General features: G+C 40.7%; 24 protein-coding genes. 7 read left to right on the forward strand and 17 right to left on the reverse strand.

Features of this window, described 5'->3' with window-relative positions:
• Positions 1-122: 122 nt before the first annotated feature.
• From J3455_RS01055 to J3455_RS01070, 4 genes are read right to left on the reverse strand one after another with little or no spacing between them, the layout of a single operon-like run.
• Positions 123-656, reverse strand: coding sequence for a response regulator transcription factor (locus tag J3455_RS01055; protein ID WP_130052477.1), 534 nt, complete (start codon positions 654-656; stop codon positions 123-125).
• The gene (locus J3455_RS01060) at positions 653-1,864 is read right to left on the reverse strand and encodes an ATP-binding protein (protein ID WP_256853820.1); all 1,212 of its coding nucleotides are present in this window, start codon (positions 1,862-1,864) and stop codon (positions 653-655) included. The genes J3455_RS01055 and J3455_RS01060 overlap by 4 nt, the downstream gene beginning before the upstream one ends.
• Positions 1,865-1,881: 17 nt before the next feature.
• Entirely contained in the window at positions 1,882-2,286 is a 405-nt protein-coding gene (locus J3455_RS01065; RefSeq protein WP_348708432.1) for a nuclear transport factor 2 family protein, read from the reverse strand.
• Positions 2,287-2,294: 8 nt separating this feature from the next.
• On the reverse strand, positions 2,295-3,605 hold the full coding sequence (locus J3455_RS01070; protein ID WP_502935084.1) for a metal-dependent hydrolase family protein: 1,311 nt from the start codon (positions 3,603-3,605) through the stop codon (positions 2,295-2,297).
• A 151-nt stretch (positions 3,606-3,756) separates the two neighbouring features.
• Here J3455_RS01070 and J3455_RS01075 point away from each other — a divergent pair, with 151 nt between their 5' ends.
• The gene (locus J3455_RS01075) at positions 3,757-4,830 is read left to right on the forward strand and encodes a ketoacyl-ACP synthase III (protein WP_349560797.1); all 1,074 of its coding nucleotides are present in this window, start codon (positions 3,757-3,759) and stop codon (positions 4,828-4,830) included.
• A gap of 70 nt (positions 4,831-4,900) precedes the next feature.
• Positions 4,901-5,287 carry an SMU1112c/YaeR family gloxylase I-like metalloprotein gene (gene gloA2 / locus J3455_RS01080; RefSeq protein WP_130052482.1) on the forward strand — a complete coding sequence of 129 codons (387 nt, stop codon included), beginning with the start codon at positions 4,901-4,903 and terminating at the stop codon, positions 5,285-5,287.
• A gap of 1 nt (position 5,288) precedes the next feature.
• Here the strand turns inward: gloA2 and J3455_RS01085 are convergent, their stop codons facing one another.
• Together J3455_RS01085 and J3455_RS01090 are read right to left on the reverse strand one after the other, a co-directional pair.
• On the reverse strand, positions 5,289-6,650 hold the full coding sequence (locus J3455_RS01085) for a leucyl aminopeptidase family protein (RefSeq protein ID WP_349560799.1): 1,362 nt from the start codon (positions 6,648-6,650) through the stop codon (positions 5,289-5,291).
• An 88-nt stretch (positions 6,651-6,738) separates the two neighbouring features.
• Entirely contained in the window at positions 6,739-7,149 is a 411-nt protein-coding gene (locus tag J3455_RS01090) for a hypothetical protein (RefSeq protein WP_167658935.1), read from the reverse strand.
• Positions 7,150-7,255: 106 nt separating this feature from the next.
• Between J3455_RS01090 and J3455_RS01095 the strand changes: the two genes are divergently transcribed.
• From J3455_RS01095 to J3455_RS01105, 3 genes are all read left to right on the forward strand, one after another.
• Complete coding sequence (locus J3455_RS01095; RefSeq protein WP_130052485.1) at positions 7,256-7,411, forward strand: oxidoreductase-like domain-containing protein; 156 nt, start codon at positions 7,256-7,258, stop codon at positions 7,409-7,411.
• A gap of 294 nt (positions 7,412-7,705) precedes the next feature.
• Positions 7,706-10,291, forward strand: a complete 2,586-nt coding sequence (locus tag J3455_RS01100; RefSeq protein ID WP_167658937.1) for a TonB-dependent receptor plug domain-containing protein — start codon at positions 7,706-7,708, stop codon at positions 10,289-10,291.
• 144 nt (positions 10,292-10,435) lie between these two features.
• Positions 10,436-11,920, forward strand: coding sequence for a tetratricopeptide repeat-containing sulfotransferase family protein (locus J3455_RS01105; protein ID WP_349560801.1), 1,485 nt, complete (start codon positions 10,436-10,438; stop codon positions 11,918-11,920).
• Here the strand turns inward: J3455_RS01105 and J3455_RS01110 are convergent.
• From J3455_RS01110 to J3455_RS01125, 4 genes are all read right to left on the reverse strand, one after another.
• The gene (locus J3455_RS01110; protein ID WP_130052488.1) at positions 11,853-12,755 is read right to left on the reverse strand and encodes an alpha/beta fold hydrolase; all 903 of its coding nucleotides are present in this window, start codon (positions 12,753-12,755) and stop codon (positions 11,853-11,855) included. The genes J3455_RS01105 and J3455_RS01110 overlap by 68 nt on opposite strands.
• 265 nt (positions 12,756-13,020) lie before the next feature.
• Positions 13,021-13,404: a GFA family protein gene (locus J3455_RS01115; protein ID WP_349560803.1), complete on the reverse strand. Its 384-nt coding sequence runs from the start codon at positions 13,402-13,404 to the stop codon at positions 13,021-13,023.
• Between the two features lie 207 nt (positions 13,405-13,611).
• Positions 13,612-14,163 (reverse strand): cytochrome b, encoded by a 552-nt coding sequence (locus J3455_RS01120; protein WP_349560805.1) that lies wholly within the window; start codon positions 14,161-14,163, stop codon positions 13,612-13,614.
• 264 nt (positions 14,164-14,427) lie between these two features.
• Positions 14,428-14,865 carry a GNAT family N-acetyltransferase gene (locus tag J3455_RS01125; protein WP_349561103.1) on the reverse strand — a complete coding sequence of 146 codons (438 nt, stop codon included), beginning with the start codon at positions 14,863-14,865 and terminating at the stop codon, positions 14,428-14,430.
• A gap of 443 nt (positions 14,866-15,308) precedes the next feature.
• Here J3455_RS01125 and rlmF point away from each other — a divergent pair, with 443 nt between their 5' ends.
• Both rlmF and ltaE read left to right on the forward strand, forming a co-directional pair.
• A complete protein-coding gene (gene rlmF, locus J3455_RS01130) occupies positions 15,309-16,214 on the forward strand; it encodes a 23S rRNA (adenine(1618)-N(6))-methyltransferase RlmF (protein ID WP_349560806.1) in 906 nt (301 codons plus the stop codon).
• A 10-nt stretch (positions 16,215-16,224) separates the two neighbouring features.
• Positions 16,225-17,232 carry a low-specificity L-threonine aldolase gene (gene ltaE, locus J3455_RS01135; protein ID WP_349560808.1) on the forward strand — a complete coding sequence of 336 codons (1,008 nt, stop codon included), beginning with the start codon at positions 16,225-16,227 and terminating at the stop codon, positions 17,230-17,232.
• Here ltaE and J3455_RS01140 read toward each other — a convergent pair.
• The 7 genes from J3455_RS01140 to J3455_RS01170 form a co-directional block, all read right to left on the reverse strand.
• On the reverse strand, positions 17,215-17,799 hold the full coding sequence (locus tag J3455_RS01140; RefSeq protein WP_058584247.1) for a thymidine kinase: 585 nt from the start codon (positions 17,797-17,799) through the stop codon (positions 17,215-17,217). The two genes, ltaE and J3455_RS01140, sit on opposite strands and share 18 nt — an antisense overlap.
• Before the next feature lie 108 nt (positions 17,800-17,907).
• Entirely contained in the window at positions 17,908-18,375 is a 468-nt protein-coding gene (locus J3455_RS01145) for a methylated-DNA--[protein]-cysteine S-methyltransferase (protein ID WP_167658914.1), read from the reverse strand.
• A 2-nt stretch (positions 18,376-18,377) separates the two neighbouring features.
• A complete protein-coding gene (locus tag J3455_RS01150) occupies positions 18,378-19,727 on the reverse strand; it encodes a DNA-3-methyladenine glycosylase 2 family protein (RefSeq protein WP_349560810.1) in 1,350 nt (449 codons plus the stop codon).
• Between the two features lie 87 nt (positions 19,728-19,814).
• Positions 19,815-20,426 carry a superoxide dismutase gene (locus J3455_RS01155; protein ID WP_286260565.1) on the reverse strand — a complete coding sequence of 204 codons (612 nt, stop codon included), beginning with the start codon at positions 20,424-20,426 and terminating at the stop codon, positions 19,815-19,817.
• 15 nt (positions 20,427-20,441) lie between these two features.
• Positions 20,442-20,948 (reverse strand): DUF2753 family protein, encoded by a 507-nt coding sequence (locus J3455_RS01160; RefSeq protein WP_167658906.1) that lies wholly within the window; start codon positions 20,946-20,948, stop codon positions 20,442-20,444.
• Positions 20,949-21,068: 120 nt separating this feature from the next.
• A complete protein-coding gene (locus J3455_RS01165; protein ID WP_054552102.1) occupies positions 21,069-21,554 on the reverse strand; it encodes a GNAT family N-acetyltransferase in 486 nt (161 codons plus the stop codon).
• Positions 21,555-21,686: 132 nt separating this feature from the next.
• On the reverse strand, positions 21,687-24,797 hold the full coding sequence (locus J3455_RS01170; protein ID WP_349560813.1) for an efflux RND transporter permease subunit: 3,111 nt from the start codon (positions 24,795-24,797) through the stop codon (positions 21,687-21,689).
• Between the last annotated feature and the right edge of the window lie 2 nt (positions 24,798-24,799).

Here is a 24,799-nt window from a genome sequence, read left to right on the forward strand (position 1 = left end):
TTTGACTTTAGTTAACGATCAGCAATGCAGCAAATCAAAGAGGTCGAGTTTTGTACCTATTTGCATTGAATTAATACTTTATCATTAACTTTCTCATTATTTCAGTTTATTAAACAATCACTTTATTGTTGTACGGGTTTTTTCTGTAATTTACGTTGTAAAGTTCTTCGATGCATATTGAGTTGGCGTGCTGTCTCGGAGATATTGCCATTATTGCTATGCAATACATGCTGAATATGCTCCCACTCAAGTCGCTCTGGTGACATAATCTGATTTGGCTTTGTGTCATCCAGTGATTGACTCGTCTCTGTATTACCTAAAATGGTTCTTATTAATGCATTAAAATCAACAGGTTTTGGTAAGTAATCATTAGCTCCTAAACGTATTGCTTCAACCGCACTGGCGATACTGGCAAAACCTGTGAGCAATACAATGCGTGCTGTTGGAAATTGAGCTCTAATTGGTTTAATTAATGCGAGGCCATTATCATCGCCAAGTTTCAAGTCCACTAAAAAGTGACTTGCTTCAAAAGTGGCTAATTTTTGTAATGCTTGTTCACTGTTATGAGCCAGTTCACATGTAAAGCCTTGCTTTGTAAAGCGCCTTGCAAGTGTGGTGGCAAGATTTACATCGTCTTCAATAATTAAAAGTTTCATACAATTTTTAAACTAACCATTGCAATTGCACCTTGCTGCGGGTGATTGCAGAGTGTTAATGAGCCATTTAAGCGCTCTAAAGTCGCATTAGATAACATAACTGCCATCCCCATTCCGCCGCTACTTGGCATTAGCTGACCACCTAATGATGCCATTTGTTGCTCGCTAAAGCCTTGACCGAAATCACGCAATGATAAAGAAAGTTGTTGGTTATCTATTTGCCAATCAGCTTCTATGATGTTTTGTTGGCTCTGATTATTCGCTGAAACAGCATTTTGTAGTAAATTCAAAATAGCTGGTAACAGCATGGCGTCACTTAAAATAGAGCATTCTGGTGCATCATTTTGCCAATGTATGCTTTGCTCAGGAAAATGCAGGGTCATAGCATCTTGAATGGTATTTTGTAATGTATCCGCGCTGATCACCTGCTGTGTTTGACCGGTTCTTAATGCATTTGATAGTGCTCTAAAGTGCTCAAGCTGTTCTTTACATTGTGCTAATGGTTTAGCCATTTCTTGGACAATAGGATCATCAGCTTGTTGCTCTTGCAACTCTTCAAATAAAAGCTGTAAGTTTGCGATTGGTGTCGCTAGTTGGTGTGTCACTTGTGCTGCAGCGCCATCGAGAGTTAATAACTGCTCATGCCTTAACTGCTGTTCACGGGTTCGTGCAATGGTGGCTTCTCTAGCTCGTAAGGTACTATTTAATGTGCCAATTACAAACGCGATTACAATTGCACTAATAACAAAGTTAATCCACATACCAATAAAATGGTGTGTCATTTGCATTTGATGCATGGTGTGCTCAGGCATTCGTATCAGTAAAAAACTGTAAGCTGCGATTGCCAACACAGCGGTATAAGCAAGTCCTTTGGCATTAACAGACACTGCAGCTATCATTATTGGCAACAGCAATAATGAAACAAACGCATTGGTTGCCCCGCCGCTTAACGAGAGTAAAATAGTTAAAAACAGCAAATCAGCAGTTAATTGCATCAACACAGCAGCAGGTTTAGCTTTTGTTACTTTTCGATAAGCTAATATACTTAACAGCTGAAAAATTGCTTCAACACAAATAACAGCAAGTAACGGCAGTAAAGGTATTTGGTATTCAAATAGAAAATACACTGCAATCACAGCAACAAACTGCACTGCTATTGCGGCGCTTCTCAAAATTAGTAGGCGACTAATCGCCGGATCGGTTTGCATAGCGGACTCTTTAAGGCTTAATCATCGTCCATTGAAATTGTAAAAACAGCACAAGGCGTTCCCTGATGAAACACCATTTGCCATTGTTTACCATTAAAACGCCACAGTGACATGCGAACTGAATAGTTAAATTCAGAGCGGGCAGAGCGTCTAAAGGCCGCTTGATAGCTTAGTTGTGCAATATCCTCACTGAGCATACGACCTTTAAAATGTTGATTGTAAAATTGCGGCACCACCTCAGTTGGCAGACGGGTTAATACTTGGAACTTATTAAAAGACGTGCCATCGGCGGCTATTTCAATAAAATCATCATCAAGTAATGCATCAAGCGCTTCAGTGGATTGCCGCACTTCTGGTTCAAGCAATTGTCGCTCTGCATCAATCAAATGATTAAATAACGTCTCTTTAATTTTACCGCCCATAGTAACCCTTACTGTTTGAGCACTTTACCGTCCTTCATAACAAACTGAACCTGACTAAGTTCACTAATGTTATCAAGTACATTCATATTAACGCTGATAATATCTGCTTGTTTACCAACACTCAAGTCACCAAGGCTATCACTTTGACCTAATAGTTTAGCAGCTTCAACGGTGGCTGATTTAATTGCCTGCTTTGGTGTCATGCCATATTTTACTAATAAATCAAACTCTTTGGCATTATCACCATGCTTAGATACCCCTGAGTCTGTACCAAAGGCTATTTTAACTTTGTTTTTTAAAGCTAATTTAAAAGACGCTTCCATTTTTGGCGCTACGATTTCTACTTTATCAGCAATGGCTTTTGGCATATTCGGGTTGTTTAGCACTTCTTCTTTTACTGTTGCACCAGCTAACAAAGTAGGGACTAAATACGCGTCTTGCTTTTTAAATAATTTAACTGTGTCTTTATCTAAAAAAGAGCCATGTTCGATTGAGTCGACACCCGCTCTAAGTGCAGCTTTTATACCTTCCGTACCATGAGCATGAGCGGTGACTTTACGACCTAAATGATGGGCGGTGTTGACAATGGCACTGAGCTCTTCATCAGTAAATTGCTGATTAACCCCTGCAGCTGTATTACTTAAAACACCACCTGTCGCAGTAATTTTAATCACATCAGCACCACTTTTTATTACATCGCGCACTGCACGAGTACAGTCGTCAGCACCATCACAGACACCCAAACCACCCCCTTCTGTTGCTTTGGTAATATCACGGCGATAACCATGCATGTCACCGTGGCCACCGGTCGGTGTGATCATATCGCCTGCAGCAAAAATGCGCGGACCAACAATATCGCCACGTTCAACCGCTCGCTTTAATGGAAAGATAACTTGATAACTGCTGCCAAGGTCGCGCACAGAGGTAAAACCCGCTTCTACCGTGCGTTGTAAGTACTTTAAAGAACGCAGTGCATAATCTGCTTCGTATTCAGTTGCCCATTGGTGTGGGTTACGCTTTGCATCTCGTTCAAAGGTAACATGAACGTGCATATCAATCAGACCCGGCAATACCATCTGATTTTTTAAATCAATAACGTCTGCGTCACTGAGCTTTAACTGTTGTTTTGTTAGAAAACCAGCTTTTATTGCTGCAATTTTACTGTCTTCAATAACCAGTGTTTGCTGCTCTTTGACATCTTGATCAGTGCCAACTAGCATTTTCCCAGCATGGATTATGGTGGTTTGAGCATGAACCGTAAACGCAGATAATAAAGTCAGTACCGATAATGTGCTTATTTTTAGGTTTATTTTTTTCATAATCGCCTCTTTTTTATACTAGGTTTAACTTAAATGCTGAGTAAATGCCATTATTTACGACGTAGCGCAGCAATGAACTAGTGTTAACAAGTGATTTTTGATATAACTTCGGAAAAATTTAACAAGTCTGACCACATAAAGAGAACACATTATGTCTTATGCCCAAATTACTGGCTGGGGTAAATGTATACCACCAGCAAGCATCAGCAATGATGAAATTAGCAATATTGTTGATACCAATGATGAATGGATAACAACACGTACAGGCATCAAATCTCGCCGTGTCAGCCATGTTTCTACTGCCGATTTAGCAACTGTCGCAGCAAAACACGCGCTTGCATGTGCAGGTGTTGAAGGTAAAGACATTGACCTTGTGATTCTTGCGACTTGTACACCATCAACTATGGTGGCAAATACGGCGTCTTTAGTGCAAAAAAACATTGGTGCGGTAGGCGCAGCAGCAATGGACACTAATGCTGCATGTTCAGGCTTTTTATATGCATTACAAGCTGCTACAGCACAAATTCGTTCAGGTATGATCAAAAAAGCCGTAGTTATTGCAGCTGAACGCATGACTTGGTACATCAACTGGGCTCGTCGCGACAGTGCTGTATTATTTGGTGATGGTGCGGGTGCAGTTGTATTAGAAGCCTCAGATACACCATCAGGTTTACTCGCAACGAAAACAGGTTGTGACAGTGAAGATCGTGATATTTTGCATATCGAAAACTTTGGTAGCGACTTAAATAAATACGAACCAATTGGTCCGTCTAATTTATTATTCGAAGGACGTGAAATCTTCAAACGTGCAGTTAAAGGTATGAGTGAAGCCTGTGATGACGTGCTAAACCAAGCACAGTTAGATCTTGATGATATTGATGTATTAGTTCCTCACCAAGCTAATTTACGTATTATCCAAGCCATTCAGCAACGCTTGAAAGTAGCTGACGAAAAAGTAATGGTGAACATTGCCGACTATGGTAATACTTCTGCTGCTACAATTGCGATTGCAATTTGTGAAGCTGTTGAGCAAGGCCTAATCAAGCCAAACTCAAATATTATGTCAGCAGCATTTGGTGCAGGCTTAACGTGGGCGGCAAGTTACATTAAATGGGGCGAGCGCGTGACACCAATTGCGGTATCTGATGCAGCTCTACCTAAGTGTGATAAAACAGGTCTTGAACTTGTTGCACCGGCTGTTGCGGCATGTAAAGCGGCAGAATAAAAAGCTGCACTCATTAATAGAAAAGCGCGGCTTAGTCCGCGTTTTTTTATGAGCATAAAAGGAATCGACCATGGAACTATTAGGTATACACCACGCTGCAATCATCTGTAGCAACTACGAGAGGTCGAAGCACTTTTATAGTGAAATATTAAAACTTCCGGTAATTAACGAACTATACCGCGCTGAACGTGACTCTTATAAACTAGATCTAGCACTACCAGATGGCAGTCAACTGGAGCTATTTTCGTTTCCCGCAGCTCCTAAAAGACCAAGTTACCCAGAAGCACAAGGACTTCGCCATTTAGCGTTTAATGTTGCTGATATTACAAAATCTAAACTCTATTTAGAAGAAAAAGGTATCAAGGTTGAAGAAATAAGAGTGGATGAAATCACCGGGAAGCAATTTACGTTTTTTGCTGATCCCGATGATTTACCATTAGAGTTATATCAGCTCTAATTTATTGGAAACGGTCTTGTAGATAGTTAAATACAGCGCGAATACCCAGTGCCTCACCACCAGTAGGACGACCTGGTAATGCACGTAAGTTCCAAGCCATTACATCAAAGTGGACCCAAGGGGTGCTTGGCTCAATGAACTCTTTTAAATAAAGCGCTGCAGTGATCGCACCACCAAATGGAGTCGACGCACAGTTAGCAATATCTGCTACATCACTTTTTAATAATGCTTTGTATTGATCAAATAAAGGAAGTTGCCAAACAGGATCATGACAGCTTTCACCCGCATCCATCAATTTAGAAGCAACAGCACGGTCATTTGAGAAAAAGCCTGGTAATTCAGTACCTAGGGCTACACGACAAGCACCGGTAAGGGTTGCAAAATCAACAATAAGATCTGGGTTATCGTTTTGTGCTTCAGCAAGTGCATCACACAGCACTAAACGACCTTCAGCGTCAGTGTTATCAATTTCTACTGTGATCCCTTTACGAGTTTTGATCACATCACCAGGTCTAAATGCATTTCGAGAAACCGCATTTTCAACAGCAGGTACCAGTACACGTAAGCGAATTGGTAAGTTAGCAGCCATAATTAACTGCGCAAGACCAATAACATGCGCGGCACCGCCCATGTCTTTTTTCATATTACGCATACCTGAACTTGGTTTGAGATCTAAACCACCAGAATCAAAGCAAACCCCCTTACCAACTAAGGTAATTTGTGGAGCATCTTTTGCGCCCCAACGTAAATCAAGTAAACGAGGCTTATTCTCAGATGCACGTCCAACCATATGAATTGTTGGGTAATTTTGCTCTAATAATTCATCACCAACCCATTCGCTAAACTCACCATCAAAGGTGTCGGCTAAATCAGCCATCACTTGTGATAGGTGTTGCGGCATCATATCTGCAGCAGGCGTATTAACTAAATCACGCACTAAATTAATTGCACTTGCATGCTGCGATAAACGCTTAACTAAGCTTTCATCTTTAATAGCTAGTGTGGCACGTGGCGATGGTTTTTCTTTATATTCACTAAACTCGTAACCACCTAACACAAAACCCAGCGCTACTTGTTCTACAAATTTGTCATCGCCTTGAATTTGATAACAGCCTGCAGGCAGTTTAGTTGATAAGTCACCTGCCAACCAAAAGTCCTGCAAATCATTAACTAAGCAATACACATGCTCAAGTGAACCCGATTCACTATCAGCAATTAAGGCCATGCCTTTGTTTTTGAAATCACAATTTGTTAGCCAATTTTGTAAGGCTTGCGGCTGCTCGGTTAACCAGGTTGATAGGTCAGCTTTAGCGATAAATGACAGGGGAATTCCCGTAGAAGAATGGCGAATTAATGAACTCATTAAACGACTCGATATAAAGAAAAGGTATTTAAGCATACCAATATCTTGGTACAAAAGGTATAGGCAAAATTAGATAATCAAAACCTAATCAGTCTTTGTTTTGGTTCTCTTTTTCTTCTTTTTCTACTTGTTGATCAAGCTCTTTAATCGACTTATTGATATTAAAAGAGCTTGGTAGAACATCAACACCGACCCATTGTCCAAGTTTTACAACCAAAGGAATCGTAATAGGTGCAAAGGGCAATACAGCAAATACCCCTAAGCCAAGTCCTTTCAAAATATCTAAGAATTGATCATTAGCAGTATGCAATTCTTCTTTAGTAGCTTGCCCTTGGGTGTATCGTCTATAGATATGAAGCATCTCTTTTGTTTCTTGCTTTTCTTGGGCAAGTGCGATTTTAAGTGCTACCATAGCACGCTTAAAACGTAGGGTCTGACGCTTTTTGGTAATTTTAGCCACTCGGAACGGGGCTCTATGAATAACTTTATATAATCGCATTAGGTTATTTTCACACAGCAGGCGACGTTCACAAAGTATAATTTACTTATATTAGGTTTTGTTTTATTCTTAAAACTCTAGTCCTAATTATTTTTCAGTATTAAAAATGAACACACCTAAACAACAGGCTGAGCCCAAACCCCAAAAGCCAGCCCCAGATGAATGTTGTGGTGGTGGTAGCTGTTGTCCCTGTGTATGGGATGAATACCGAGAAAAATTAAAACAGTGGCAATTAAACAGCAATCCGCAACAAGCTCAATAGACTACTCCATACCCAAACCTGCTTAAAATTCACTCAAAAAATTCCTTTTTTAAAATATTTTTAGATATTTTATATATTTTCTTACATGAACAATAAAAATAAGGAATAAATTATCCCCATTGATTTCATAGACATAATCAAAAAACGAGCAATAAACAATCACAAAAAAACCAACAAACAACATAACATTAACAATTTGCAAAATAAATTTACAGGATGTATAAGAGATTTACACCAAGTTTAACATTTAGCTTCGGTGACATAATCACAAATATTCTAACTGGGGAAGTCAGAATGAAATTCAAAAATAATGCGCTACAACAAGCAATTAAATTTGCTTTAGCGACAACAACAGCAGGCCTGTTTGTGTCGGGTTCGGTTGTTGCTGCAGAACAAGCAGCTGAAGAAACTAAAGTTAACAAAAATGTAGAAAAAATTGCCGTAGTAGGTACTCGTTCAGCACCACGTTCAATTGGTGATTCACCTGTACCAATTGATATCATTGGTGGTGAAGAGCTAGATAAAGGTGGCAACACTGACATGCTAGAGCTTTTAAAAGGCTCTGTTCCTTCTTTTAACGTTCACCAAAACCCAATTAGTGATGCTGCGTCACTTGTACGTCCAGCTAACCTTCGTGGTCTTCCATCAGACAGCACTTTAGTGCTTGTTAATGGTAAACGTCGTCACCGTGCTTCTGTTATCGCATTCTTGGGTGGTGGTATCAACGATGGTGCTCAAGGTGCCGATATCTCAGTTATTCCAAGTATTGCTCTAAAACAAGTAGAAGTACTTCGTGACGGTGCTGCAGCTCAGTACGGCTCTGATGCAATCGCAGGTGTAATGAACTTTGTTTTAAAAGATGCCTCTGAAGGCGGTTCTTTCGAAATCCGTAAGGGTGAATACTACGAAGGTGATGGCGACACAACACAAATTTCAGGTAATGTGGGTCTTCCATTTACTGATAGCGGTTTTGCTAACTTAAGCTTCCAATATAAAACTGCGGATGCTACAAGTCGCTCAGTGCAACGTCCTGATGCAGCAGCACTTAACGCTGCAGGCGTGCCAGAAGTTTCTTCTCTTGCTCAAGTTTGGGGTGCACCTGAAGTCGATGACGATATTTCAATCTTTGGTAACATTGGCCTTGAATTAAGCAATTCATCTGAATTCTATATGTTTGGTAACTACTCTGAGCGTGATGTACGAGGTGGTTTCTACTATCGTAACCCACACACTCGTCCAGGTGTTTACTCAAATGACGGCGGTGAAACACTCCTTGTTGGTGATTTAACAGGCGATATGAGCGGTAACTGTCCTACCGACATCATGATTGATGATAACGTCTTAGATAACCAAAGATACATTGATCTAGTTGCTAACAACCCAGACTGTTTTGCGTTCAACGAAATGCTACCTGGCGGTTTTACACCTAACTTCGGTGGTAATATTACAGATACTGCTTTAACAATTGGAACTAAAGGTGAAATCTCAGATGGTTTCCTTGCAGGTGCTTACTATGACTTAAGCGGTACAGTTGGTTACAACGAATCTCGTTACTTCATCTACGACACAATCAATGCATCATTAGGCCCAGAAAGCCCTCGTGACTTTAGCCCTGGTAAATATTCTCAGTTAGAGAAAAACTTCAACGCTGATTTATCAAAAGGTTTTGACTTTGGTTTAGCCTACGACGTTAACGTTGCTGGTGGTCTTGAATGGCATGAAGAAACCTTCACTGTTGTCGCTGGTGATGTGGCATCTTTTACAGCTGGTCCATTAACTCAACAAGGTTTTGGTATCGGCTCGAACGGTTTCCCTGGTTTCAAACCATCTGATGCTGGCGAATATACTCGCCGTAACTATGCAGCATATGTTGATGTTGAAGCACCATTTACAGAAGACTTCTTAATGGGCTTAGCACTGCGCTATGAAGACTACGACACATTTGGTTCGACAACTAACTACAAATTAACTGGTCAATATCACTTAACTGAAGACTTGAACATTCGTGGTTCAATCAGTACAGGTTTTCGTGCACCAACGGTTGGTCAAGCAAACGTAAGTAACGTTCAAACTAACTTAAGCAGCGGTGTTCTAGTTGACTCGGCACTTTTACCACCAACAAACCCAATTGCTGTGCAACTAGGTGGTACAGAGTTACAACCTGAAGAGTCGCAAAGCTACACATTTGGTGCAGTATGGACCCTTGGCGACTTATTCTTCACCATTGACTACTACAACATTCAAGTTGATGACCGTATCAGTCAATCAGATAAAATTGAGTTAAGCCAAGCAGACAAAGACACACTTGAAGCAGCTGGTGTACCTAATGTACAAAACTTAGCGCAAGTTAGCTTCTTCACAAATGACTTTGACACAACGACACAAGGTGTAGATGCGGTTGCTAACTATTCAACTGAATTGTTAGGTGGTAGCTCAACATTTAGCTTAGCGTACAACTGGAACGACACCGAAGTAACTAAGTCGAGCCCAATTACAGGTGAATTTAAAGTAAGCCGTCTAGAAAATGACTTACCAAACCACCGTGCAACGCTTAGCTGGGCACAACAATGGGAGAACTTCTCGGCGTTTACACGTGTTAACTACTATGGTGAATACCAAGGCGTTCACGTAGATTACGATGCAACAGCCAAAACAGCTGATGCTGCAGTAACAATTGATGCAGAAGTTACTTACTTCCTAACTGAAGAGCTTAGCTTCTCTGTTGGTGCGACAAACTTATTCGACCAAGAAGCAGAGAAACTTGATTTCTTCGATAGTACAGGTATCCCAAACAACAACTGGGGTGGTAAATACTACGAGACTTCACCATATGGTATTAACGGTGGCTTCTATTACGTGAAAGCGACATATACTTTCTAATAGAAGTGCTTTCTAGGTTGAGCAATCAACCTAGAAAGTCGATACCCCGGATTTATTCTGGATATTTATAGTTAACCAAGGCGAAAGACATTTCGCCTTTTTCGTTTTATAGTAAATAAAAATAACAAATAACCCGCTATTACTATGCTGTTACAGAAAGCGAATCAACTACTAAATGAAAACAAGCTAAAAGAGGCTGAGTTTCATTTTAAAACCATTCTCGATTCAGATCCTGAAAATGGCGAAGCGTTATTTGGATTAGGCCGCATTGCGCTGCGATTAGAGCGTTATGATGCCGCGGTTTACCTTTTACAAAGAGCCTGTGAGCGCCTACCTCATATGCTTGAACCTTTACATGCTCTTGCGGATGCCTTCAATGGTGTGCATTCACCGCAAGATGCGTTAACTGTACTTGAATATGCTAAATCAATTGCTAGCCATAATCCTGAACCGCATTATTACCTCGCCCAGCATTATTTAACCTATGGTGAGTTAGACAAAGCTTATCGCATTTTAAAGCATGCTCTCAGTATGGGAAATTACCCAGTTACGGCGTACATATTATTTGAATTAGTACAGTTTGGCCGCTTTAATAACGAACAGAATTACATAAATGAGCTACATCAATTTTTAACATTGACTAATAACCTACGTTTAAAAATGGTGTGTTATTATGCGCTAGGTAAAAGTTATGACCAGCTTAATGATACAGAGCAAGCCTTTAACTACTTCAGCCTAGCAAATAGATTACAAACTAAACTTACTCAGTTTAAAACCAGTGACTTAGTGCCTTTTTATCAGCGTATAATAGAGCAAAATACCGAAGAGCTAATAGGTGCTAGAGACAAATCATTCACAGGCACCATTACACCCATATTTATTATTGGTATGCCAAGAAGTGGCTCAACGCTAGTAGAACAAATGTTGGCAAGCAATGATGATTTTGCAAGCTTAGGTGAAGATGCCAGTATCAGTAATCAGGTTGTTGCATATCTTGAACAACAAACACAGCTCCCCTACCCAGATTGCTTAGCAGAGCTAAACCAAGGGCTAATTAACAATGCCCGTAATATTTATATTGAACGAATAAAACAAGCGCCAGTTGTGCGGCCCTTTATGATCAATAAGCTGCCTGCGAACTATCAGTCACTTGGTTTGATTTACTTACTCTTTCCTAATGCCAAATTTATTAATATGCAGCGAGAGTATGATGCAATTGCTTGGTCGGTGTTTAGCAACTATTTTGCTGAAAACGAACCTTACTTTTGTTCTCTCCCAGAGTTTAAACAGTATTTTGATTTGTATCAGCAGTTAATGGAACATTGGCAAAACGTAATGCCAGAATCAATTTTTGATTTAAGCTATGAAGCACTTGTCAGCGACAGCGAACAAACACTAACAGCGCTGTGTAAATTCTTAAACATTGAGTACAGCAAGCAGTTTTTAAATTTTTATAAGTCAAAAAAACCGGTGGCAACGCTCAGTAAAACGGCTGTAAGGCAGCCGTTAAGTGATAAAGCATTAGAGAAATACAAACGCTACGAGAGCGCAATGCACACGCTTATGCGTGAGTCTCAAACCAATTCAACAAATCAACAAACTGATCAAAACGCGCCTGTGGGTGAGTAAGCATATTTATGTGATCATAATCGACCTTATGGCCAAATTTACGGCCATAAATGGTCATCGTTTGCTTGCCGATGCCCGACTCTTCCATAAACTTTTCAATATCAATAGGCTGACATAGCGCTTTATCTTTAATACCCGCCACATGCATAATGGGTGGCAGTGCCTTATCAGCTAATGCGTTGGCGTAATCAAAGCCATCGTCAGTATCGACCCAAGGTTTACGCTTAGCCCATTGCATACTTTGATAATGTGATTTACGGGTTTCATCATCACTGCCCCACTTCAGCTTTTTAGCCGGAACAAAGCCATGCTTACGGGCAACTAAGGGTGCCAAGCCATACCAAATTAAATTACCTTGAATATACTTACTCGGATGATGATTATACAAAGACCGTTTAGAACCAAAATAGCCGCAGGCTTTCACATCATCAATCAACTCAGGAAAACGGGCAAAAACACTGTTCATTAACACCCCGCCCCATGAGTGAGCAACCCAATAACGAGCAGGCTCGCCTTCAAGTTGTTTAATTTTATCTAGAAATGCGGGGATATCTTCTAAAATAGCCTCAGTTTGTCCATAGTTTGCATGCTTTGAAATCGCAGGTTTACTTTCACCACGACCACGTAAATCAGCCACATAGCAAGTATAACCATGCTCAGCTAAAAAAGGGGCTAAGCCTTTATTGCTGTGAGTGTAAAAGATTTTGCCATTTTCAACGGCACCATGCATAAAAAACACCGCAGGGCCCTTCGCATCAGTTTTGCTAATACGGCGTAAATGTAAAGTTTGGTTCTCAGCGAGTTTGATAAATACTGATTCTTGTTTAATCGTCACGTTTGACCTTTTTATTCTTATAGACTCATCGTACCAGTATCAAATTACGCCAGTCTATCCAGCAAAGCAAGCATTATGAAATGATAATCAAGGAACCGTTTTGACGTATGAAAGGGCTAAAGTAACCATTTTTGTTAAAACTTACGGCGCTTTTCTAAAGCGCCGATATCAAGCCTAACTCAATGTGCCGCCATCACTAAATTTGAAGCAATCCAAATGGCAAACCGAGCATAACGCTTTATAAAATACTCGCTAATATTTTAATTTATAAGATAACTTCATCCTTTGGATGATGGATTCCATCGTATATTTTAACTGGCTCTAAATCATAGGGGTTAACACCAACAAGACAAGCAACATTGATTGCAAATTGATGAGGGTTAGAACGCCTTTGATGATGAGTATATATTCCACATGTTTTACAAAAATAGTGTTTTGCTGCCATGGTGTTAAATTGATAGAGGGTTAAGTTATCTTCGCCTTTAATAATTTTCAGGTTTTCAAGCAAAACAGAAGCAGCAATTGCTCCACGCTTACGACACATGGAACATGAACAACGACGCGGGTCTTCTAAACCATGAGGCATAATCAGCTCTAACTCAACGGTGCCACAATGACATTTAGCATTGTGTACTCTTTTTATTTCCATATTGCTACCTCCCTTCTGACACTACAAAATTTAGAGTTGGGAATTAAATTTGATATGCTTTATTTCACCCTTATTCGCATATTTTAAGTATGGTAAAAATAATCTGTTCGGCCCCGTCACCTATCTCATTTACCAATAAAATTCTCTTCAATTCATTTTATGAACTTTTCCCGAGTTTATTTTGGGTTAGAAGCTTTTTTCTTGTATCTACTTTTTAGGACGTAACATACGTTTAAAGGTGTTATCTGCCAAAATATAATGGTGAAACAATGCAGCCGCGGCATGAAAGCCGATTAAGTAATAACCTAACTCGCCGACTGTTTCATGTATTTCTTTTATAGACTTACCCAACTCTTTGTTTTCACTTGCTAATGCAGGAAGCTCTATACCGAAAAATGGCACTGGTTTTCCTGACATACTCAATATTAACCAGCCTGCTATTGGCATCGCCAACATAAACACATAAAGCGCAATGTGTACTAATTTAGCTAAAGCATCTTGCCATTTAGCAGGCGTAGGCTGTATTGCGGGTATCGGACCTGCCAATACACGCATAACTATCCTCACAACGACTAAAGCTAAAACTGATAAGCCCAACATAAAGTGCCACATTTTAAAAGCATCGCGGGTTTCAGTACCTTTATCAAATAATTCACGTAGCTCAATACTAGCGAAAACCGTCACAATTAAAATAAACATAAGCCAGTGTAAGGCAATTGAAATAGTACTGTAATGAGTTGTTGTATTTTTAAGATTCATAATGCCTCGTTTGTACAGAAACGCATTCACAGTAGTACATAGTTTATATGCGTTTGAAATTCGTGGATTTAGTGTAGCGTTCAATCATTGTTACTTTAATGATCTGAAACATAAACAAGTTATAAATTATCTTGTTTATTTTTTACCTAGTGTCTCACTCTACTTTGCTAACCTTAAAAAAAACTTATGTATTTTTTAAAAAATAAATAACAGAAATGAAAAACGGCAAGCTGAACTTACCGTTAAATTTTTTGTAGTTAAAATTCAAAGTCTAATAATAGCTAACATATCATCATCTTCTTCGTCCAAGCCAACCTCTTGAAAACCAAAACTTGAATAGAATTCTTTAGCTACAGGGTTTTTTGGGTCATAACATATTTCGATTTCTTTAACAGTGGGACTCTGTTTAATAGCATCTATTGCTTGCGTTAATGCTTTCCTACCAATCCCTTTGTTCTGATAGCTCTTATCAACCATAAACCGCCAAATTGAAATTTTGTAAGGAGATTCTTGAACCCACATCAAAAAGCCGACGGGTAGATTGTCGCTATAAATAGCCCTGCACGTATAACCTGTATTATAAAATGACTCAACTAATGACCACATATTACAAGCAACATACTCTTCTTGAGAGTCTGCCACATCCAGATCACAAACAGATTCGTAATTCGCTTTGTCTATTTCTTCCAATGAAATATTCATATTTACCTTAGATTCTAATACCATATATAGAACAAATATATGATGTTCATCTGAAAAAACAAAGAGTAAATGCCACTCAAGCATTTGGTTCTTCGTCCATACATGGCATTTTAAATACTCTATTTCAATCATTTATGAAGTACTCAAGTATCACTATCGGTTAATAATTTATTGCAAGCATAAAATTGAACTTAACTAATTACGCCATAAAAACAAAACACTCTTTGAACTAACCATTTTATCGTTATAAATATCAATTAAATATTTAGTTAGCACCTGATCAGGTGTAATTGCTTAGTAAATACATAACTTCAAAACCGAAGCTATTAACACACTAAAATCTATCTGATTCTGCAGAAAAATATCCACCGCAAACTAACTCAGAGCAAAGATTTATTTGGTACAATCAGCCTTTGATATGGCTAACAGATAGGTTTTCCTTAATGCATCCGCGAAATCGCCACTTAAATGGCTACGACTTTACTTTGCTATGCAAAGATACTCCTGCCCTTACATCTTATATAACGCAAACGCCAACGGGCACTGATACGATTGATTTCAGCAATTCATTAGCGGTTAAAACCCTCAACCAAGCGTTATTAAAAAGCCATTATAAAATCGATTTTTGGGATTTACCCGACAACTACCTTTGCCCACCGGTCCCTGGCAGAGTGGATTACATTCATCACTTAGCCGACTTATTAGCAAGCGATAACCAAGGTCATATTCCTACGGGTAAGCAAGTAAAAGTACTTGATGTAGGCACGGGTGCAAATGTGATTTACCCGCTTACTGGTAATCACGAATATGGCTGGCACTTCACAGGCTCAGATATTGATACCTTGTCTGTTAAAATTGCTAAACAAATTGTGCAATTTAACCGCCTGAAAATTAATGTTAAGCAGCAAAACAACGCCGATAAAATGTTTAAGGGCGTGATATCGAATAAAGATGTCTTCCACCTAACTTTATGCAACCCGCCGTTTCATGCCAGCGAGCAAAAGGCCAAAGCGGGTACTGAGCGTAAATGGAAAAACCTAAACAAAGCACCACAAAAAGTACTTAATTTTGGTGGCCGCCAAAACGAGCTATGGTGTGAAGGCGGTGAGCGCGAATTTATCAGTAAAATGTGTATTGAGAGCCAAGAGTTTGCAGAGCAATGCATTTGGTTTACATCGCTCGTTTCTAAATCTGACACTTTACCGCATATAAAAAAGTTACTTAGCACACTTGATGTGAAAGAGGTAAAAGTTATAAAAATGGCACAAGGCCAAAAAATTAGTCGCTTTATTGCTTGGAGCTATTTTGACCAAGCCGACCGCGAAGCCATTCTTAACGAACTAGTATAAGGATAATAAGATGATCGACTTTCGTTCAGACACAGTTACAAAACCAACAGCAGCCATGCGCGCGGTCATGAATGACGCCCAAGTAGGTGACGACGTTTATGGTGACGACCCAAGCGTTAATCAGCTTGAACAATTTGCTGTTGAGCGTCATGGCTTCGAAAGCGCCCTTTATTGTAGCTCAGGCACGCAAGCCAATTTACTGGCATTGATGGCACATTGTGAACGTGGTGATGAATACATTTGTGGTCAACAAGCGCATAACTACAAATTTGAGGGTGGCGGTGCCGCTGTATTAGGTTCTATTCAGCCGCAACCAATTGAAAATAATGCCGATGGCAGCATAGATTTAAACAAAGTTGTGGCTGCAATTAAAGCTGATGACTTTCATTTTGCTAAAACCAAACTACTTAGCTTAGAAAACACCATTGGCGGCAAAGTTCTCCCGCTAAGTTATCTTAAACAAGCCAGAGAATGTGTTGATAAACATAACCTTGCTCTGCACTTAGACGGTGCCCGTGTGTATAACGCGGCGGTTAAGTTAGGTGTTGATATCACTGAAATCACCCAGTATTTTGATTCAGTGTCTATTTGCTTATCAAAAGGATTAGGCGCGCCGGTTGGCTCACTATTATTAGGTAGCAAGGCACTGATTGATAAAGCGCGCCGCTGGCGTAAAGTACTCGGCGGTGGTATGCGTCAAGCAGGTATGCTTGCAGCCGCTGGTCAGTATGCACTTGAGCATCACGTAGCAAGGCTTGCTGAGGATCACGATAATGCGGCGTATTTGGCAGAGCAGTTAAACTCGTTGGCTGGTTTTGATACGTCAGCTTTTCAAATCGATACCAACATTGTTTACGCAAATGTTGCCGAACATATCGATTTAAAGGCAGTGGCACATGCGCTAAAAGAACAAAATATGCTATTTTCGCCAGGTAAACCACTGCGCTTAGTGACCCATTTAGGCGTCACTAAGCAAGATATTGATAGCTTTATCTCGGCATTAGCGGCCGAGATTTAACGATTCTTTATAATGTTTGCGGCACACCGATACATATCGGTCGTTGCCGCCAATTTCTACCTGATTACCGTCTGCAATCGCATTACCATGCTCATCGGTACGCAGTACATGGTTAGCTTTACGACCGCAATGACACACGGTTTTCAACTCAATTAGTTTGTCAGCCCAGGCAAGTAGGTATTGTGAACCACTAAATAGCTCACCTCTAAAATCGTTACGTAAGCCATAACACAGTACCGGAATACCAAGTTCATCAACCACATCTGTTAATTGCATTACTTGGTCTTTTGATAAAAACTGGCACTCATCGACTAAAATACAATGGCGCTTTTGCTCTGCATTTAATGATTTGATCAATTCAAATACATCTTTATCTGCATCAAAAATATGCGCATCAGCCTGTAAACCAATCCGTGAAGACACCTTGCCAACACCTGCTCTATCATCAATAGCCGCTGTTAAAATAACCGGTTCCATACCACGTTCGCGGTAGTTAAATGCAGATTGTAAAAGTGTGGTAGATTTGCCTGCATTCATTGCAGAATAATAAAAGTACAGCTGTGCCATGATGTTGCCCAAATTTTAAAGTCGCAATATGCTACCTTAATCGCGCGACAACATCATCTATTACCTTACTCTTATTATCTCAATCGTTGTCCCAGTAAAAGTGCTGTTTTATAACAAGCCTTCGTGTTTCAGTAACCATTCTTTTCTTTTAAGGCCACCCGCATAGCCTGTGAGCTTGCCGTTTGCGCCAATAATTCGATGACATGGCACAATAATGCTAATCGGGTTTTTACCATTTGCAGCGCCCACTGCACGCACCGCTTTTGGGTTATTAATGGCAAGTGCTATCTCTTGATAACTCTTGCTTTGGCCAAACTCAACATCCATCAGCGCACGCCATACTTGCCTTTGAAACTCTGTACCTTGCGTATCAAGGGGAACAGTAAAACGCGTACGCTGACCATTAAAATATTCATTAAGCTCACTTATACATATTAAAATAGGTGTTAGGGTGTGCTCATCAACAGCCTCTGTTTGCATCGCAACTACTGGGTAAAAGCCAACATAACTGACGCCTTTTGATGTACTTTGAATGGTAATATCTCCAATGGGGCTTGGCATTATAACTTGTTGCATACTCATAATTGTTGCCATAGTTGAAAAGTTAAATAAGAGCGAAATGGCGCACAGTGCTCGCTATTAAATTCGCTGATTCCAGCGAGGGCTTTTTTAACCCCTAAGTCGCCCGCCAGTAAAATATCGGGGTGGCTTTGACCGCGTAGTTTGGCGTAATTAACTGTCCATGGGCCAATACCTTTGAGCTCTAACCAATTATCAAGCTCTTGATTATCTGGGTTTTGCTGACAATAAGCACTTAAACGCCTTAGCGCATCTTTGCGTGATTGTGGCATTTTAAAAAAATCGAGTTCAGAATTGGCAACCCAATCAGGAGTTGGAAAATAGTGGTTATTACTTTGCTGATTAAACTCACTCACAAGCTGTGACACTAGGTTATGAGCCGCTGTAACACTAACCTGCTGACCAAGGACCGCTCGTATGCCCGCTTCATAATCTGACCAAATCCCCGGTAAACGCAGGCCAACACAAAGCGGCATTGAACCTTTAAGCTCTGCATCTAAATGCTGTTCTATGGTATGCGTATCGGCGTCTAAATCAAGCACACGACGAATGTTATGGATCACTTGCTGTAAATAGCGGGTGTTATCAATATCAATCGCCACTTTAAAGTGGTTTTTATGCTCAACAAAATGCGCAGTGAATTGCCCTTGGCAATATTTATCTTTAAAAGTGCGACCATAGCTTGTTGTGCTCAACCATTCTAACCCACTGATTAAACGGCGCTGCAAAAAGTCATGGAGTGCTTGCCAGTTATAAGGCGGCCTAAATGCCAGTGTTAGAGTTAATGTTGAGGCTGGTTTTTTATCTGACTTACGTAACTTTGAAGGAGCGATATTTAACTGCTTTAAAAAAGCATCGTTAAAGCGACGAATACTATTAAAGCCAGAAGCAAATGCGATATCTGCCACCGACAAATCTGTTTCTTGTAATAGCTGCTTGGCGAAATTGCATTGGTTAAATAATCTATATTGGGTGATCGAGAGTCCAAAATGTTGGTTAAACAAACGGCGTAAATAGCGGCTCGACACCCCGAGTCTGTCTGCTAAAACCTCACAGTCGTAAGCCTCACCTTTATCTATCAATTGTTTTGCGCGTAATGCTGTGGTTTTAGTACCTAGCCAAGCTGGGCTATTTGGTGCACTATCTGGGCGACAGCGAATACATGGCCGAAAACCATCTTGCGCAGCTAAGTGCGCGTATTGGTAATATTCAACGTTCTTTTCTTGTGCCGTTGGTGCGGGGCAAATTGGTCTGCAATAAATACCAGTACTTTTTACCGCCACAAAAAACACCCCATCAAATCGTGGATCGCGGCTTTGCCTTGCAGTCTGCCATTGTTGGCTAGTCATAATTATTCTCGTTACACGCTAATACCGTTAGCTTAACTGAATATTATTTTTTGACTAGCCAGTTTCGGACCTTAACTATTTAAACAGCTATTTAAGTGCGGCTAAATATCGGCGCTCTACTTCCGGCCAATTAATCACTTCGTAAAATGCCGCAATATAGTCAGGGCGACGATTTTGATATTTCAAGTAATACGCATGCTCCCACACATCAAGACCTAAAATAGGCGTATGATTATGCATCAGTGGGCTATCTTGATTGAGGCTACTTTCAACTAGCAACTGGTTATTTTCATCAACACATAACCAAGCCCAGCCACTGCCAAAGCGGCTTACCGCTGCATTAGTAAATTGCTTTTTAAATGCGTCAAAGCTGCCAAATGTATCAACAATGGCGGTATTTAACTCTTCACTTGGCTCACCACCGCCATTAGGTGACATAACTTGCCAAAATAATGAGTGATTATAATGGCCACCTACATGCTCTTGCACTGCCTTTTGTAATGACTCAGGCATTGATGAAATGGTGCGTAGTAATGTTTCAGCATCTTGCTCAGAGTAATGGCTGCCCTCTAATGCAACATTCGCTTTATTGATATAGGTTTGATGATGCAAGGTATGATGAATTTCCATAGTTTTCGCATCAATGTGCGGTTCAAGTGCATCATAGTCATACGCTAAATCGGGTAATGTAAAAGACATACTGATTCCTTATCGTTAATGTAATAACTGCGTTTTGTGGGGATGGTCAGCTAATAGCTGATTGATTCGGTTAATGAGTGTCGGAAATGCTGATGCCATGCTGGCAAACTTAACCAGCTCAAAGTAGGTTTTGTGATGATGATGCAGGACCAAGGTGCGAACTTGCAGCTCTGGGTGACTTAAAAGCATACTTAATTGTTGATGAGCATGGCAAAGCCAAGTGCAAGCTTTTTCGGGTTTTTGCATCACTTTAAAGGTATCTGCAAGATTCAAAGTTGCAACAACAAATGCTGCAATACAATGCTCTAACGAGCGAGTAACCAACTGGTTGATTGGGATATTAGAAAGTTGTGCGAGTAAAGATTCTGCGCAGCTGCTTGCAACCGTGTAATGATCACGCGCAGTAATAAGTTCGCCAGATTCAAATGCTAAATTGCCTTTATAAATAGCACGTTGCCAAGGGACAAGCGCATCATCAATGGCGTTTGAAGTTAAAGGTGTGTGGCGTGTTGTTTGAGTCATAAAAATCACCTGCACTTATACCAGTCTCAGTATGTGTTTAAACTACACACTGATGCACACAAATGCAAATGATTTTTATTTATGTTTTTATTTGTTGATTTTAAACTACATCAACATTGCTTATTGATGAGCAAAGTCGATAAGCTCTTGGCCTGTCAGGCGGTAAATAATCCACTCATTTTGCGGTTTAGCACCAATGCTGTCGTAAAAATCAATGGCTGGTTTATTCCAATCAAGTACCACCCACTCAAAACGACCACAGTCTTTTTCAAGTGCTTGCTTAGCAAGATATTGCATAATTTGCTTACCGGCACCTTTACCACGGCTATCTGCGCTTACGTAAAGGTCTTCTAAATACAACCCATTTTTGCCAAGCCACGTTGAGTAATTATAAAAATACACAGCAAAACCAATTGGTGTGTCGCCCTCTAAACAAATAACACTATGAGCCGTTGCGCCTTCACTGAATAACGTTTTTAAAATAGCTTGCTCGTCTGTTTTAACTGCGTCAGGTTCTTTTTCGTATATAGCAAGTTCGGTAATAAAATGTAGGATTGTTGCAGCATCACTTGCGACTGCCGGACGAATTGTAATTGCGTTACTCACTCTGTATTCCTTTTTTACATCATTATTGTAATGTCCAGTTTATAAGGGCTTTAGCGTGGTGTAAACGCCCTTTACAGAAATACATTGCATTAAAAAAAGGGGCTACTAAACGTTAGCCCCATTTTGCTTTATTTACTTACTCATCGACTTATAAAGTACCGGCAGTACAAATAAAGTTAAGAAGGTTGCACTGACCAACCCGCCAACAATAACCGTGGCAAGGGGCTTTTGTATTTCAGCCCCTATTCCTGTGCTAAGCAGCATCGGAATTAGCCCAAGCATTGAGGTTAGCGCAGTCATTAGTACGGGTCTTAACCTAGAAATAGCTCCTTCAAATACCGCTTTGTCTTTGCTATCTCCGGCACTAATCCTTTGATTAATGCTTTCGACCATCACCACACCATTCAATACCGCAACACCAAATAGCGTGATAAACCCTACAGAGCTGGGTACAGATAAGTATTGATCAGAGACATATAATGCAATCACCCCACCAATCACAGCCAAAGGTACATTGACAAGAATAAGCACCACTTGCGATAGGTTACTAAAAGCAAAATAAAGCAATAACGCAATGAGTAACAAGGCCACAGGCACTACAATCATCAGCCGCTGTTGTGCCCGTTGCTGGTTTTCGAACTGGCCGCCAATGGCAACACTGTAACCACTTGGTAGCTGCATTTTATCGGCAATGGTAGCGCGTATATCTGCAACTACAGAGCCCATATCTCGCCCCTGCACATTCGCTTGAATAACCACCCGCCTTTGAACATCATCGCGACGAACTTGAGGAGCGCCTGACTCAATCTGTACATCGGCTACATCCCCCAGCCTAACAATGGCACCCGCGGGGGTTCGCAGTCGAAGATCTGCAATCACATTCGGGTTTTGGCGAAATCTTTGGGCTATGCGCACATAAATATCATAGCGCTCATTAGCATTAATGATTTGCCCTGCCGATTGCCCGCCAATACCGTGCTGAACTACATCCATCAAATCAGCCACCGATAAGCCAAAGCGCGACAACGCCAAACGGTTAGGTTTAACTATAAGCTGTGCTTCGCCGCCTATTTGCTCCATCGCGACATCTTTAGCGCCAGGTATTTGCTGAACAAGCTGCTCAATTTGTTGGCCTTTTTCAGTTAAAACGCCTAGGTCACTACCAAATAACTTAATGGCCAATTGCGCTTTAACACCCGATAAAAGCTCATCTACTCGGGTTGCTATAGGCTGTGAAAAGTTAAACAAAAGCCCTGGGAATTGCTCAAGCTTGGCTTCCATTAGTTTTTGCAATTCGACACGTGTTTTCGCGTTAACCCATTGCTCATGAGGTTTTAAGCCTAAATAGATTTCAATGTTGTTAACCGGTTCAGGATCGCCCCCTACTTCAGCCCGACCGATTCGGCTCAGCGCATATTCCACCTCACTAAATTCAAGCAACATAGCTTCAAGCTTTGGTGCAACTGAGATTGCTGTATCGAGACTTGCAGAGGGAGCAAGTGTCACACGTAGATTGATAGTGCCTTCTTCAAGCTCTGGCACAAATTCAGTACCCAGCCTTGGTAACATAACGGCAGCTACAATCAGTAATAACCCTGCTATAACTAAAACGGCGCGTTTAGCCTGCAATGCTTTTTGTAAAGCCCTTTGATAAAGCATATCGATAGGTTTTAACAAAATACTTTGCTTTACTGTCACGCCCTTAGCAAATAAGTACACACACAGAGCTGGCACTACAACCAAGGCAACGATCACTGCACTAATAATTGCCAGCATAATGCTCACAGCCATTGGCTGAAATAGCTTAGCCTCAACGCCTTCAAAACTAAACAATGGTAAAAATACCGTTAGAATAATCAAAGAAGCAAAAAAGATAGGCCGCGCAACTTCTTTTGCAGCAATTGCAACCAGCTCCGAAGAAGGCTTATGTTGATTATGCTTAAACCCTAAGTGCCTAAATACATTCTCAACCATCACTACAGAGCCATCCACCAGCATACCAATGGCAACAGCAATCCCACCCAACGACATTAAGTTTGCTGATAATCCCAGCCATGCCATTACACTCAGTGCTAAACCAATCGAGATAGGGATCGACAATAACACCAAAAATGTTGCTCTTAAATCAAGCAAAAATAACGCTAATACTATGATAATAAAGACAAAAGCTAAAAGCAGTGCATCAATAACCGTTTGTACCGCTTGGCTGATAAGCTCTGCTTGGTCGTAAATGGCTTTAAATTCAACCCCATTTGGCAGTGCTTGATTTATCATCTCGATACGCGCGTTAATGCCATCTATCGTTTGCTTGGTATTTGCACCCATCCGTTTGAGCACGATACCAGTAACCACTTCACCACGATTAACTATTTCGCCTTTATCATTGCGTTTAGACAAGGTAACAGCACCTTGGCGAATCTCACTGCCAAGCTCAATAGTCGCAACATCAGCCACTTTAACGACCGTACCATCAATGGTTTTGATAGGCGTTTGCGCAATCTCAGCAAGCCCTTTGTCTCCTGGCGTAAACCAACCTGTACCACGAATAACAAGCTGCTCTTGGCCTCGGTTCATATACCAGCCACCCACATTACTGTTGTTAGCATCTAGGGCGTTACTAACATCTTGCTGTGTTAAGTCATAAGCAAGTAGCTTATTGGGGTTTATGTTCACTTGATACTGCTTAACCTCACCGCCAAATGACAGAATATCGGTCACACCATCAATAGGTAAAATAAGTAATTTAACCACCCAATCATTTAAACTACGCAGTGCCATACTATCAATGTTTGCACCCGGCTTTGCTTCAAGTAAATACTGATAGACTTGCCCAAGCCCTGATGTATTAGGGCCCATGGTTGGCATACCCACACCAGATGGGATCAACTCTTTAGCAGACTGCAAACGTTCAAAAACCAGTTGCCTAGCAAAGTAAATATCAACCCCTTCTTTAAACACAACAGTAACACCCGATAAACCCGTTTTAGAAATAGAACGAACCTGCTCTACATCAGGCAGTGCATACATAACAGCTTCTATCGGGTATGTGATCAGTTGCTCGACTTCTTCAGCCGCAAGCCCTGGCGCTTCGGTATTTACCGCCACTTGCACATTCGTAACATCAGGAAAGGCATCTAAATTGAGTTTTGGGATCATAAATGCACTCACCGCAATCGCCGTAAGTAAGGCCAAAAGCACAAGTAGACGGTTCTTTATCACCGCCTCAATTAATAAATTAAACATGC

The sequence above is a fragment of the Pseudoalteromonas sp. NFXS39 genome, assembly GCF_040148775.1.
Classification (GTDB): Bacteria; Pseudomonadota; Gammaproteobacteria; order Enterobacterales; family Alteromonadaceae; genus Pseudoalteromonas; species Pseudoalteromonas apostichopi.